Source organism: Bradyrhizobium liaoningense, from assembly GCF_018130825.1.
GTDB classification, from domain to species: Bacteria; Pseudomonadota; Alphaproteobacteria; order Rhizobiales; family Xanthobacteraceae; genus Bradyrhizobium; species Bradyrhizobium liaoningense_B.
The window spans coordinates 304,759-318,528 of sequence record NZ_JAFCJS010000007.1 but is presented as its reverse complement, the minus strand read 5'-3'; the positions used below and the strand labels follow the sequence as shown (position 1 = coordinate 318,528).

11 protein-coding genes are annotated in these 13,770 nt (G+C 66.5%); 1 reads left to right on the top strand and 10 read right to left on the bottom strand.

What is annotated here, in order from left to right; translation table 11 throughout:
* Positions 1–34 precede the first annotated feature (34 nt).
* From JQ603_RS29000 to hydA, 4 genes are read right to left on the bottom strand one after another with little or no spacing between them, the layout of a single operon-like run.
* Positions 35–1,471 carry an NAD(P)-binding domain-containing protein gene (locus JQ603_RS29000; RefSeq protein WP_212344469.1) on the bottom strand — a complete coding sequence of 479 codons (1,437 nt, stop codon included), beginning with the start codon at positions 1,469–1,471 and terminating at the stop codon, positions 35–37.
* Positions 1,468–2,217 carry an SDR family oxidoreductase gene (locus JQ603_RS28995; RefSeq protein WP_212344466.1) on the bottom strand — a complete coding sequence of 250 codons (750 nt, stop codon included), beginning with the start codon at positions 2,215–2,217 and terminating at the stop codon, positions 1,468–1,470. Before JQ603_RS28995 ends, JQ603_RS29000 begins: the two co-directional genes overlap by 4 nt.
* A 1-nt stretch (position 2,218) precedes the next feature.
* On the bottom strand, positions 2,219–3,193 hold the full coding sequence (locus tag JQ603_RS28990; RefSeq protein ID WP_212344463.1) for an NAD-dependent epimerase/dehydratase family protein: 975 nt from the start codon (positions 3,191–3,193) through the stop codon (positions 2,219–2,221).
* A gap of 16 nt (positions 3,194–3,209) precedes the next feature.
* The gene (hydA, locus tag JQ603_RS28985; RefSeq protein ID WP_212344461.1) at positions 3,210–4,679 is read right to left on the bottom strand and encodes a dihydropyrimidinase; all 1,470 of its coding nucleotides are present in this window, start codon (positions 4,677–4,679) and stop codon (positions 3,210–3,212) included.
* Positions 4,680–4,735: 56 nt separating this feature from the next.
* On the opposite strand from hydA, the gene JQ603_RS28980 reads away from it, so the two are divergent.
* Entirely contained in the window at positions 4,736–5,398 is a 663-nt protein-coding gene (locus JQ603_RS28980; protein WP_212344456.1) for an aspartate/glutamate racemase family protein, read from the top strand.
* Here JQ603_RS28980 and JQ603_RS28975 read toward each other — a convergent pair.
* The 6 genes from JQ603_RS28975 to JQ603_RS28950 form a co-directional block, all read right to left on the bottom strand.
* Complete coding sequence (locus tag JQ603_RS28975; RefSeq protein WP_212344454.1) at positions 5,395–6,054, bottom strand: flavin reductase family protein; 660 nt, start codon at positions 6,052–6,054, stop codon at positions 5,395–5,397. The genes JQ603_RS28980 and JQ603_RS28975 overlap by 4 nt on opposite strands.
* A gap of 5 nt (positions 6,055–6,059) precedes the next feature.
* A complete protein-coding gene (locus JQ603_RS28970; RefSeq protein WP_212344451.1) occupies positions 6,060–6,992 on the bottom strand; it encodes an N-carbamoyl-D-amino-acid hydrolase in 933 nt (310 codons plus the stop codon).
* Between the two features lie 103 nt (positions 6,993–7,095).
* Positions 7,096–8,778: a long-chain-fatty-acid--CoA ligase gene (locus JQ603_RS28965; RefSeq protein ID WP_212344449.1), complete on the bottom strand. Its 1,683-nt coding sequence runs from the start codon at positions 8,776–8,778 to the stop codon at positions 7,096–7,098.
* Complete coding sequence (locus tag JQ603_RS28960; protein ID WP_212344447.1) at positions 8,775–10,070, bottom strand: aminotransferase class III-fold pyridoxal phosphate-dependent enzyme; 1,296 nt, start codon at positions 10,068–10,070, stop codon at positions 8,775–8,777. The genes JQ603_RS28965 and JQ603_RS28960 overlap by 4 nt, the downstream gene beginning before the upstream one ends.
* Before the next feature lie 11 nt (positions 10,071–10,081).
* Positions 10,082–11,662, bottom strand: coding sequence for a hydantoinase B/oxoprolinase family protein (locus tag JQ603_RS28955; protein WP_212344445.1), 1,581 nt, complete (start codon positions 11,660–11,662; stop codon positions 10,082–10,084).
* A complete protein-coding gene (locus JQ603_RS28950) occupies positions 11,659–13,668 on the bottom strand; it encodes a hydantoinase/oxoprolinase family protein (protein WP_212344443.1) in 2,010 nt (669 codons plus the stop codon). The genes JQ603_RS28955 and JQ603_RS28950 overlap by 4 nt, the downstream gene beginning before the upstream one ends.
* Positions 13,669–13,770: the final 102 nt, after the last annotated feature.

Genomic DNA, 13,770 nt, shown 5'->3' with positions numbered 1-13,770 from the left:
TTGGGGACGCGTCGTCGCGGCGGCGCATGGATGATCACAGCGATTCCTCCATTTTTCGCGCCGGCCGCGCGACCACGGCCTGTGGCACGTCATAGGCGCTGAGCGAGTCCCAGTGGCGCGCGATATCGGCGCGGAACAGGCCGCGCGTCAGGCCGTGGACCAGCTTTGGAACGGCGGTCGTCATCGCATTGATCGACGATCCCGACGGACCGAAGCTCATGGTGGAGGCGATGGCAAAGAGATGGATGTCGGAGATCCAGGGTGTCTCTCCCGGCACGCGCTCGGTGAAGGCATAATCATCGGCAAGATAGGGAAAGCGGCCGAGCCGTTCGTTGCGCTCGTCCTCCGGCGGATGATAGCGGTCGGCCCAGGTGGCGACGTTGCCGGCGAAATTGGAGAGCTCGCCGCGGCCGGCAAAGTTCATGTCGATGCCGGTGCCGCAGATGATGAAATCGGCGGTGATGGCGCCGCGCGGCGTCTGCAGTTCAACACCCTTGCCGGTCTCACGCGCGGCTTCGACCGGCGCGCCCTCGTGCAATGTGAAACTGGCGTGACGCGCGCAGCGGTCATAGGTCGGTTGCGGAAATCCCTCGCGCATCTCGAGGATTTTTCGCATGAAGCGCCAGCGCCAGGCATCGTCGAGATCGCTGAGATGGCGCAGGAACCCGCGGAACGTCAGCCAGCGATAGGGCTGGATCACCTGGATCTGCGCACGGCGGCACAGCAGGTGCACCTCGGCGGCGCCCGCCTCCAGCGCGGTTGCCGCATTGTCGAAGGCGGAAGCGCCGGCGCCGATGACGGCGACGCGCTTGCCGCGAAGGCTTTCGAAATCGATGTCGTCGGCGACGGTCGCGACCGAGCTCGCCGGCAGATGCGCCAGCTGCTCCGGAATCATCCAGTTGCCCATGCCCTCCTGCCCTGTCGCCAGCACGATCTTGCGGGCGTAGAGGGTCTCGACCTCGCCCGCCCGCTTCACGCGCGCGGCGAGCAAGCCGTCAGATGCAGGCGCGATCTCCAGGAGCTCGCAAGCATTGCGCACCGGCAGGCCGATCGTGCGCCGCAGCCACAGCAGGTACTCCGCCCAATGCTCTTTCAGGATCAGGTTCAACGTCTGCCAGCTCTCCTTGCCGAAGCGGGCTTCATGCCAGGACTGGTAGGTCAGGCTCGGGATATCGAGATCAGGACCGGTGTAGTCCTTCGGGCTGCGCAGCGTCGGCATGCGGGCATAGGTGAGCCACGGCCCCTCCTTGCCCGCCTCGGCCTTGTCGAGCAGCAGGATGTTGCTGACGCGGGAGCGCATCAGGCCGAAGCCGATGGCGATGCCGGACTGGCCGGCACCGATGATGAGGACATCCAGCGCGGGCTTGCCATCCGGCCCGGTCGTGGGTTCGAGCCAGGCAGCGTGGGGATGCGCGATCATCGCAAGATCAGTGCGAATATCGGCTTCGAGCTGGGTGAGCGCCTCACTCATGCCGCGAGCCAGCCTCCGTCAACCACCATCACGGTGCCGGTCGTGAAGGACGACGCATCGCTGGCCAGATGCAGCGCGGTCTGCGCGATCTCCTCGGCCGCGCCGAACCGCTTCATGGCGTGGCGGTTGCGCGAGGCTTCGCGCACCTCGTCCGAATTGGCGTGACGGGCAAAGCTGCGGCGAAGCATCGGCGTATCGATCGCGCCCGGCGCAATCGCATTGACGCGAATGCCGTCCGTGGCGAAATCCACCGCCATCGTCCGTGTCAGGCTGACGATCGCGCCCTTGGCAGCGATGTAGGCGCTGTTGCCCTTGCCTCCGGCAATCGCGAGCTGCGATGCCAAGGTGATGATCGAGCCGCTCTTCGCCCGCTGCATCTGCGGCACCGCCGCCCGCGCCCACAACCAGGTGCCGCCGACATTGGCGCGAAACACCGCGTCCCAGTCGTCCGGGCTCGTGGTCAGCACCGTGCCGCCGCAGGAGAAGCCGGCCGCCGTCATCAGGATGTCGAGCCGGCCGTATCGTGCGATGACTTCACCGACGACGGTCTCGGCGAAGGCGGCATCACCGACGTCGCCGACATGCGTTGTTGCGTCGCCAACCAGACTGTGCGTCTCGGCAAGGCCCGCAGCATCGCGATCGACCAGAGCGAGCCGAGCGCCCTCCTCTGCAAACAGCTTTGCGCTGGCGCGGCCTATACCGGAACCTGCGCCCGTGATGATGGCCGTGCGCCCCTTCAGCCGCATCTCAGATCCACTCCTTGTGCTGCTTCAGCCAGGCGCTCATCGCCGCGGCAGACTCGGCGCAGCCGAACCGCGCGCGCCAGCCGAATTCATCCGCCATCCGCGTCACTGAAAGTGGCGCGCGATAAGGCCCATGCAGCTTGATGGCCGTCTTCTCGCCGGGCGCCGCGAGCCGGCACTCAAGGCCAGGATGCAACGCCGCGAACGCCTCGCCCCATTGCAATGCGGGCCACGCCGCACCGTTCGAAATGTTGTACAGCCGGTGACGAGGACGCTCGGCTTCGACCAGGATGGCGACAGCTTCGGCAGCGTCCGGCGCGTAGGTCCAGTCCCGCCGACCCGGCTCCGGCATGATTGCCGGCTCACCGCGAGCGAATGCGGCCAGGATCTGATACTGGAGGCTCGGCGTATCGCGCACTGAACCGGGGCGTTCCCACGGCCCGAACACCGCCGTCAGCCGCACGCTCAGGAAATCGCCGCCAAAGAGCTCAGCATGGCGCGCGACCGATCGTTCCGAGGTGAACTTGCTGATGGCGTAGAACGAGACGGGATCACAGGGCGTCTCCTCGTCCAGAACGTCGACCCGCGCGCCAGCCGCGCCGTAGGCCGAGGCCGACGAGAGATTGACGACACGGCGGACGCCATGACGGATCGCAGAGAGCAGGATCGGAATCTGCGCCATCACATTGATTTCGAGAACGCGCGCGGTGGAGGCACGCTCGAGCGCGTCGCCGGCCGTGACCGCAGCGCCGAGCACGATCGCGTCGCAGCCGCTGGCGATGAGGGCATCGATGGCATCTGCGTCGGTGATGTCACCCTGCACGGCCTGGAGCTGCGTGCCGTAGTCGGCCAGAGATCGCCGCGCGGTCGGCGGCAACTCCGCGCGGTCATGCAGCATCACGTCGTGGCCGCGCGCGAGCAGCGCCTCCGCAACGTTGAGGCCGACGAACCCGGCACCGCCGAAGATGACAACCTTCATCGCGCGCGATCCACCGTCACAGCAGTTTTGCTCCGAAATTCCGTTCCGGATCCATGTCGGCGACGAGCCGGCCGGTGGGCTTTGCCGCCTCGCCGCCGCTGCGCGCCAGGAATTTGCCGCTGCCGGCGCTCGCGAGACACTTGTTGCCCTCGACGATCACGCGTCCGCGCGACAGCACCGACACCGGCCAGCCCTTCAGCTTGCGGCCTGCGAACGGCGTGTAGCCGGTGAGATCGTGCATCATCTCGTCGGCGATCACCTTCTCGCGGTTGGGATCCCAGATCGCGATATCGGCATCGGCGCCGACGGCGATCGAGCCCTTGCGCGGATGCAGATTGTAGATCTTTGCCGGCGCGGTCGCGGTCAGCTCGACGAATTTTTCCAGGCCCAAGCGCCCCTTCGACACCATCGCGTCGAACAGCAGCGGCAATCGCAGCTCCAGTCCCGGCAGGCCGTTGGCGACCTGCTTGAAATTGGGATTGGGGCCGGCGCGCAGCTTGCCGGTCTCGTCATAGCGATAGGGGGCATGATCCGACGAAATGGTCTGGAGATCGCCGAGCGACAGCGCCTGCCACAACGCCTCCTGGTCGGCATGCGTGCGCGGCGGCGGGCTGCACATCCACTTGGCGCCCTCGGATCCGGGCTTGTCGAGATCATTGGCGGTGAGGAACAGGTATTGCGGACAGGTCTCCGCGAACACCTTGAGCCCCTGCCCGCGCGAGTCGCGGATCACCTTGGCGCCTTCGGCGGTCGAGACATGGAAGATCATGATCGGCTGGTCGATCAGCGCGGCCATTCCGATCAGGCGGGTGAAGGCCTCGGCTTCCGACACGCGGGCATGACTGACGGCGTGGTATTTCGGCATGGTGTAGCCGCGCGAAAGCAAGCGCTTCACCATCCATGCGATGATGCCGTGGTTCTCGGCATGGGCGCACAGCATCGCGCCGGACTGGCGCGCGGCGAGCAGGATGTCGAGCAGCGGCTCGTCGTCGACCTTGAGGCGGTCGTAGGTCATGAAGATCTTGATCGAGGCGTGCCCCTGCTTCACCAGCGCGGGAATGTGCTCCTCGACCGTCTCCTTGGTCGCGTCCGCGATGATCATGTGAAAGGCGTAGTCGATCACGGCGCCCTTCTTCGCCAGCGCGTGATAATCCTCCACCACCTGCGGCAGCTTCATGCCGACATGCTGGGCAGCGAACGGAATCACCGTGGTGGTGCCGCCGAACGCCGCGGAGACCGTCGCGCTCTCGAACGTGTCGGCGTTCATGATGCCGGCGGCCGAGAGCTGCTCGATATGGGCATGGCTGTCGACGCCGCCGGGCAGCACCAGCTTGCCGCGCGCGTCGATCTCGCGCTTGGCGGGGGGAAGCCCGCGGCCGATGGCGGCGATGGTCTCGCCTGTTATGGCGACGTCGGCCTCGAAGACGTCGGTGGTGGTGGCGACGCGGCCGCCGCGGATGATCAGGTCGTAAGCGGGTTCAGTCATGAGGCACTCCGTGATAGGCTCAAGGCACGTACTCGTAAATTCGCAGGAAGACCACCATGTCCCGGCCGCGCATTCTCGTCATCAACCCGAACTCCAACCAAAAGGTCACGCAAGGGCTGGAGGATGCGCTGAAGCCGCTCGGTTTCGAGGGCGGGCCGGAGGTGGTCTGTCAGACGCTGGCCGAGGGTCCGTTCGGCATTGAAAGTCAGGCGGACGTCGACAGCGTTGCGATGCCGCTGCGAAAGCTGGTCGAAAGCGACAACAGTTTTGCCGCCTTCGTCATCGCCTGCTACAGCGATCCCGGGCTTCAGGTCTGCCGTGAAGGCACCGATCGCCCCGTGTTCGGCATTGCCGAGTGCGGCGTGCTGACGGCGCTCGCCCGGGCGGAGACTTTTGGTGTCATCGCGATTGCGCAGCGCTCGATCCCGCGGCACATGCGCTATCTCAGGCAGATGGGACTGACGGAACGCCTTGCCGGCGAGCGGCCGCTCAACATGAGCGTTGCGGAAACCGCTTCGGGCGAAGGCACGCTCGCCAGGATGATCGAGATCGGTCGCGCGCTGCGCGACGAGGACGGTGCCCGCGCCATCGTGATGGGCTGCGCCGGCATGGCGCGCCACCGCCGTCCGCTCGAAGACGCGCTGCGCATTCCCGTGATCGACCCGACACAGGCGGCCGTCACCATGGCGCTGGGCACGGTGCAGTTCTCGGCTCACTAGGCGTCCTTCAGCTCTTTTGTGCCTTGGCGCGCGAGCCATTGCGCATGGCTCTCGCGCGTCAAAGCAAACGTATCCCGCTGGGTGGTGTAGAGATTGCCGAACATGCGGCCGATCGGCCGGTAGGCGTCGAGATCGACATACATGTTGGCTTCATCGACGAGGCCCTCGCGGGCGTGCACCCTGAGCACCTCACCGACTAAGAGCTCGCGATCCGGCGAGAAGTTCAGCACGACATGACGCCGGCATTCCAGCGCGAAGGGCGCAGCAGCAAGGCGCGGCACTTTGACGTCGACGGAGGGAAGCGTGGCAAGCCCGGTCGCGGCGACCTCGCTGTCGCCGGAGGGGAAGTCGACGGCACAGTCGTTCATCGCGACCGACAGCGCCTCGTCCACCATGTGCACGACGAACTCGCCGTCGCGATGGATGTTGCGGGTCGTGTCCTTCGGCGAGTGATCCGGCTTGTGCTGGAGCCCGAGCACGATCAGCGCGGGGCTCTCCGAGAAGACATTGAAGAAGCTGAACGGCGCGGCATTGACCGCGCCATTCTCGTCCAGCGTCGTCACCAGCGCGATCGGCCGCGGCACCACCACGCCGCAGAGCAGCTTGTAGCGGTCGCGCGGATCGAGTTCACGCAGTGATATGCCCTTGTCCGCCATCGGCGTCACTTCTCCGGCGGCGGCACCGCGCCGGTCTGGCTGGTGATCAGGCCGTAATGCTCGATGCGGCGATGCCGGGCGAAATCGAAGATCGTGGTCTTGCCGAAGGTCGTGGCGTCGAGGTCGCAAGCGTGAACCAGCACCTCGTCGTCCTCGGTCTTGGCCTCGGCGACGATCTCGCCGTTGGGATCGACGATCAGGCTGCCGCCGAACAGCGGATGGCCGTCCTCATTGCCCGCCTTGCCGACGGCGACCACCCAGGTCGCGTTCTGATAGGCGCCCGCCTGCACAGAGAGGCGATTATGGAACAGGCGCTTTTCGATGCCCTCCTCGCTCTTCTCCGCATTTACCGATGGCGTGTTGTAGCCGATCAGCACCATCTCGACGCCCTGCAGGCCCATGACGCGATAGGTCTCGGGCCAGCGGCGATCGTTGCAGATCGCCATGCCGATGATGCCGCCGAGCTCGCGCCAGACGTTGAAGCCGAGATCGCCCGGCTCGAAATAGCGCTTCTCCAGATGCTGGTGCGAGCGCTTGGTGTCGTATTCGACGTGGCCCGGCAAATGCACCTTGCGGTATTTGCCAACGATCTTGCCGGACTTGTCGGTGAGGATCGCGGTGTTGAAGTGGTGACCATCAGGCGTCAGCTCGGCATAGCCGAAATTCATCGCCATCCCGTGCTGCGCCGCGCGCTCGAACAGCGGCCTGGTCGCCGCGTTCGGCATCTCCCGCTCGAACCAGTTGTCGAACTCCGAGCGGTCCTCGACGTACCAGCGCGGGAAGAACGTCGTCAGTGCCAGCTCGGGATAGACGATCAAATCGGCGCCCTTGCTCTTGGCCTCGTCCATCAGCGCGATCATGCGCTTGACCACGGCCTCGCGGCTGTCGGCTTTCTGGATCGGGCCCATCTGGGCGGCGGCGACATTGACGATACGCATCAGCGAATTCCTGGTGATCTCTCGGGGGAAGCGGCGGCTTCTGGGATGTTCCGGCGCGCGCAGCATAACGCAGCCTCGCACCGCTTTTCCAGCCAAGCAGCTTTCATGCCGTCCGCCCCCATTCGGCATCCTGCAAAAGCCGCCAGTTGATCTTGTTGCTGGCGGTGCGCGGCAGGGACTCGACGAAGACCACGGCGCGCGGCGCCTTGTAGCTCGCCATCGCGCTGCGGGCCCAGCCGACGATGTCGTCCGCTGATGTCGTCGCACGCGCGGCGTCATCGAGCACGACCAGCGCCTTGACGGTCTCGCCCCGGTAATCATCCGGCGCCGAGACGATGCAGCACTCGCGGATGGCGCGGTTCTGGTACATCGCCGCCTCCACCTCGGCCGGCCACACCTTGAAGCCGCTAACATTGATCATCCGCTTCAGGCGGTCGACGGCGAAGAAATAGCCTTCGGCATCGCGATAGCCGAGATCGCCCGTGCGGAGGAACCGCTTGCCGTCGAGCTGGATGAAGGCCTCGGCATCCGCCTGCAGCCTGTTCCAGTAACCCTGCAGCACCTGCGGCCCGTGCACGACGATCTCGCCGACCACGTTGTCAGCCAGCTCGATCAGGCTCTCGGGATCGACGACCCTCGCGTCGGTCTCCTGCACGGCAATGCCGAGGCACTGCCGCTTCGGCGCGGCCATCGGGTTGAGATGGGTCGGCGACATCGTCTCAGTCATGCCGTAGCCCTCGACGAAATCGAGGCCGAAGCGCCCCTTCAGCCGCTCGGCGACGGCGGTCGGCATCGCGGCGCCGCCGCCGGTCAGCACCTTGAGTTTTGCAAAGCATCTGCCGCGGAAGCTGGCGCTTGCAAGCACGTCCACGATCATGGTCGGCGCGGCGTTCCAGAACGTGACGCCATAGGTCTCGAACAGGTCGGGCAGCAGATCCTTGTCCCAGCGCGCCATCAGCAGCAGCGTGGCACCCGTCACGATGGCGGCATTCATCGAGCCCTGCATGCCCGCAACATGGAACAGCGGCATGAAGCCGGTCATCACGTCGTTGCCATCGAGCCCATACCAGCGCGCCTGCAACACGGCGGTGAACAGCGCGCTGCGATGGGTATGCATGCAGGCCTTGGGCTTGCCTGTCGTCCCCGAGGTATAGGGCAGGATCATCAGATCGTCCGGCCCGGCCTCCATTGCACCCGGCTGCAGGCCTTGCGCGATCGCGGGCGACCACGAATGCCAACCCGGCGACGACGGCACCTCCGACGGCGCTTCGGTCACGCAGGATGGCAGTGTATAGGGTGTCGCGGCTGGAACCTCGTCGCGATACTGCGCGACAATTGCATGCGCGATGGCATCCCCGACCAGCGGCGCAAACACATCGCTCAGCTCACTGCCGATGATCGCGACCCCGGCGCCGCTATCCGCGGCGAGATACGCGATCTCGGCGGTCCTGTTCATGGGGTTGACGGGCACGATCACGGCGTCCGCCCGCATCACCGCATAATAGGCGATGACATATTGCGGCGAGTTCTGCAGCGCGATCATCACGCGTTCGCCGCGCTTGATGCCGCAAACGCTTTGCAGGAAGCCGGCCATGGCATCGACCCGGTCGCGCAGCTCGGCATAGCCTAGGCTCGCGCCGTAAAACACCGTCGCCGGATGCGAGGGACGATCATTCGCCGCGCGGACCAGCGCGTCATACAGCGTCCCCTCCGGCATCGCGAGATGCCAGGGCTCATCCGCCGGCCAGGCCGGCGAGCGACGAGGTGCTGCGCGGCCCGCGGTCACCCGTGCTCCTTGTCGGCGATATCGAGGCCGTGGTCGAGCGCATCAAGCAGCAGCGTAGCTTCGCGCTCGGAGATCACCAGCGGCGGCGCCAGGAACAGCGAGGTCTGCTCGCCGCTGGTGCCGATCACCGCACCGGCCTCTAGCGCCCGCTCCGCGACGCGCGAAGCGATCGGCACCTCCGTGGTGTCGGCATGCCAGGTGCGCCAATCCGGGCCGTGCAATTCGATCGTCCAGTGCAGCCCCTGCCCGGCCACGCGCTGCACGCTCCGATGCTTTTGCGCGATCGCCAGCAGGCGGCGGGTGAACAGCTTCTCCAGGTTTTGCACGTGTTCCAAAATCTTGTCGTCGCTGACGACCTTCAGGTAGGCGCTCACCGCGGCCATGCTGATCGGATGGCCGCGCAGCGTGCCGTAGTTCTGCCAGCTCGTGCCCTTGAGCCGCTCGACGATGTCCTTGGACACCACGACCGCCGCCACCGCCGCCGCACCGCCGCCGAGCGATTTTCCGAGCGTCACGATATCGGGCCGGCTCTGCGCGCCCTGGAAGGCGAACCAGCGCCCGGCGCGGCCCGCACCGGTGACCACCTCGTCGGCGATCCAGTACGAGCCGGCCTGCCGCGCATAGCGCGCAACCTCGTCCTGATAGGCGCCGTCGTAATAGATGCCTCCTTGGGTATAGTCGATGATGGTTGCCGCTGTGTCCGAGAGCAGACGTGCGGCATCGGCGAGATATTCGCTCGGCGGCGTGTTGTTGGCCGGCGCGCCATAGATCGCGCCATCCGGCGCCGGCAGAATCCGCACCGGCGCCATCGGGGCCGGCAGCTTCGAGCCGCCGGCGTGCACCGCAAGCCCGCCGTGCCATTGCGGCTGCACTGTCATACTGCGCGATAGGCCGGTGATGCCGTGATAGGCGCGCTCGCGCGTCGCCAGCGCCGAGCGCTGCGTCAGCGCCTGGCAGAGCGACAGCGCCATGTCGTTGGCCTCGCTGCCGCTGATGCAAAAGCGCACCGCACCGACCCAATCCTCTTCGCCCTTGAACGCGGTCGCCATCAGGTCGTCGGCGGCCTGCTCGCGGCCGACCCAGGTCCACCCCTCGTTGACGACGGGCGTATCCGCCGCACGGCGGATCGCCTCGACCATCGCGGGATGGCGATGGCCGAGACCGCCGCCGGTGTTGCTGCCGTCGATCAGCTTGCGCCCATCGGACAGGTGGAAGTAGACGCCCTCGCCGCCGACCACGGCCATCGGCGCGGCCTCGCCCGCATTCAAACCGGTTCGCAACAATCTGCTCATCGCGGGTCCCCTCACTTCGCGGCCGCGGCGCCGTAGCCACCGCCGCCGCACATCTCGATCGTGACGAGATCGCCTTGCTGCAACACCAGGTTCGACTTGCCGTCGATCGCGACGTTGGCGCCCTGTCTGACCAGCGAGATGCGGCAGGCCTTGCCGGGATAGCCGCCCTGCATGCCCCAGGGCGCCATCACCATGCGCTCGATGCAGGTGGTCAGGTGCATCGAGGGCGCGAGGATGCGATAGGTGCGGACCGAGCCGTCACCGCCGCGATGCGCACCCGCGCCGCCGGACTGCCTCCGGATGGCCTGCTGCTCGAGCCGGATCGCATAATTCGCCTCGATCACCTCGACCGGCGTGTTCGACGTGTTGGACAGATGCACCCGGGTGGCGGAAGTGCCGGCCCGGTCATGCCGCGCGCCTTCGCCGCCGCCATGGACCTCGTAGAGCATCTTCCACGAACCGTTCGGCCGCGGCTCGGCGAAGAACAGCACGCCCGCGGTGGTCGCGCCCCCAGCCGACAAACGTTCCGGGATGGTGTCCTGCATCGCGCGAAAGATCGCATCGACGATGCGCATGGACGTCTCGTGGTTGCCGGCGGCAACGGACGCGGTCCAGCCCGGCTCCAGGATCGAGCCCGGGCGCGTGATGATGGTCAGCGGCCGCAGCGCGCCGGCGTTCTGCTGCATGTCGCGTCCGCTCATGATGCGCGCGGCATAGGCCACCGCCGAGCGCGCCATGAACGGCGTCGTGTTGCAGAAATTCGAGACGCGATCACAGCTTCCGGAAAGGTCGAAGGTCGCCTCGTCGCCGCGAATGGTGATCTTCACATGGATGCGCGCCGGCGCGTTGTTCGCGCTGCCGTCGTCGAGGTAATCCTCGCCCTCATAGACGCCGTCGGGAAGGTCGCGCAGCGCCTCGCGCATCTCGATTTCGGAGAGATCGTGCAGGCGCGACTGTGTCGCCATGAAGACGGCCTTGCCGTGCTCGCGGCAGAGCTCGACGATGCGCTTCTCGCCGGCCTTGGTCGCCGCGATTTGCGCCAGAAGATCGCCCTCGCAGGACTCGGGGTCGCGGACGTTGGCCTTGAGCAGCTGCACGATCGGCGTGTTGAGGCCGGCTGCGGTTGCGATCAGCACCGGCGGAATCCGCAACGCCTCCTGGAAGGTGTCGACGGCCTTGGCGAAATAGCTGCCGGGCCAGGTGCCACCGATATCGGGCCAGTGCGCGAGGCTGACCGCGAAGGCGACGATCTCGCCGTCGACGAAGACGGGACGCACGACCTTGACGTCGTTGAGATGATTGCCGCCGAGCGCGCCGACATTGTAGATCACCACGTCGCCGTCATTCAGGCTGTCGCGCGGCATCACCTTCAGCAATTCAGGGATGGTGTAGGCCATCGCGCCGAGATGGATCGGGATGTCGCGGCCCTGCCCGACCAGGCCACCATGGCCATCCGTGATCGCCGACGAGAGGTCGCCGGCCTCGCGGAGCAGCGGCGAGCGCGCCGAGCGCGTCATCACCAGGCTCATCTCCTCGGCCGCGGCCGAAAGGCCGTGCCTGATGACTTCGACGACGAACGGATCGAGCTTCATGCCGCCCTCCGCGTCAGGAACAGATTTCCGGCGGCATCTGGCCTCGCTTGCCAGCCGGGTGGGACGACCACGGTTGACCATGCGTCCTCGATGATGGCCGGGCCGCTGACAGTCTCCGTGAGCGAGGCGCGGTCGATGATTGCTGTCGCGATATCGTGGAAGCCGTCGAACGAGCAGATGCGCGTACCTGACGACACCGCCCTCGCCGCCGTCGCCGGCCGGCTGACGACCGTTGTCGAGGGTCGGCGGGCCTGCACACGCACGGATTCGATGACGCAAGGCTCGCCGGTCGCATAGCCGAACAGCTCATGGTGGCGCGTCAGGAAATCCTGCTTCAGCCTGGCGATATTGAGCGGCAGCGCGAACGGCACCGGGATGGCATCGTTCTGCGCGGCGTACCGCATCAAGGCCACCAGCTCGACCTGGATATCCGCCGTCGCAACGCCGTTGGCGATCAACGGCGCCGAAGCATCGTCGATCAGCGTGCCGATCCGTTCCGACACCCGCGCAAGATCGATGCCGTCGAGCGCGGCGCGCAGCGTCTGCTGCTGAAGGAAGCTGAAATCGGCGGTGAGACAGCCCAGCGCCGAGAATGCACTCGACGCGCTCGGGACGACCACCTGCGCGATCCCGTAGAGATCGGCGAGACCCGCGGCATGCATCGGGCCGCCGCCCCCGAAGGCGAGCAACGTGCAATCGCGTCCGTCGATACCGCGCTCGACCGTGACGCGGCGGAGCGCGCGCGCCATCGTGGCGTTGGCGACCTTGATGATGCCGAGCGCTGTTTCCGTCAGGCTGAGTCCGAGGGCGCGCGCGATCGGATCGATAACGCGCTTCGCGCTTTCGATATCGATGCCGATGCGGTCGCCAAGCTTGGTCTCGGGATTGAGATAGCCGAGCACGGCATTGGCATCGGTAATCGTCGGTTCATGGCCGCCGCGGCCGTAGCAGGCCGGGCCCGGTTCGGAGCCGGCGCTCTCCGGCCCGACCGTGAGGCCGCCGGGACCGTTGCGCACGATCGAACCGCCGCCCGCACCGATCGAATGCACCGCGAGCATCGGCTGGCGCAGCGGCTTGTCGCCGAGCATGCGGCCGTCGGTCATCTCGGCCTGGCCGTCGACGATCAGGCAGACGTCGGTCGTGGTGCCGCCCATGTCGAAGGTCAGCATCCGCGAGGTGCCGAGCTGGCGCGCGATGCTGACGGAGGCCGAGACGCCGGCCGCCGGACCCGACATCGCCATCACCAGCGGCCGCCGCTTCACGGCGGAAATCGGGATCATGGCGCCGGCGGAATGAAACACCTGCAGGCCGGGGCCGATCGGCAGTCGCTGCTCCAGCTCACTGAGATATTCAACCGCGATCGGCATCGCGGCGGCGTTGAAGACGGTCGCCGAGGTCCGCTCGTATTCGCGCGCCTCGGGATTGACCTCGTGCGAGAGCGAGACATGGGCGACGACATCCCTGAGCCGTTCGCCCAGCATCTTTTCATGCACCGGATTGGCATAGGCGTGAAGCAAGGCCACGGCGACACTCTGCACGCCGGTCTCCTTCACCCACGCCACCAGACGCTCGATCTCGGCTTCATCCAGCGCCTTCAGCACCCTGCCTTCGTGATCGAGGCGCTCGGCGAGCCCAAAGCATCGTTCGGGCGGCACCAAGGGCGGCGATTTCGGGGGAATGTCGAGACGGTAGAGATCCCTGCGGCGATAGCGCGCGATCTCCAGCACATCGGCAAAGCCTTCGGTCGCGACCAGCGCCACCTTCGGCAGCCTGTTCTCGACGATGGCGTTGGTGACGCGCGTGGTGCCGTGGACGAAGCGCTTGACCTCGCTCTTGCGCAGGCCCACCGCCTCGATCGCCTCCAGCATCGCCTGAACGGGCGCGTCGGGACGCGACGGCACCTTCGCGATCCGCGCCTCGGCGGAGTCGCGCCGGATCGCGATGATGTCGGTGAAGGTGCCACCGATATCGGTGCCGACCTCCCAGTGATTGTCGGAGTAGCTCATTTGCACAATCAGCTACGGATGACGCCCGAACCGGACGCCGGGTTCTTCCCGTCCATCGCAACGTCCAATGCCGAACCGAGAGCGCTCATGATGCATCCCCTG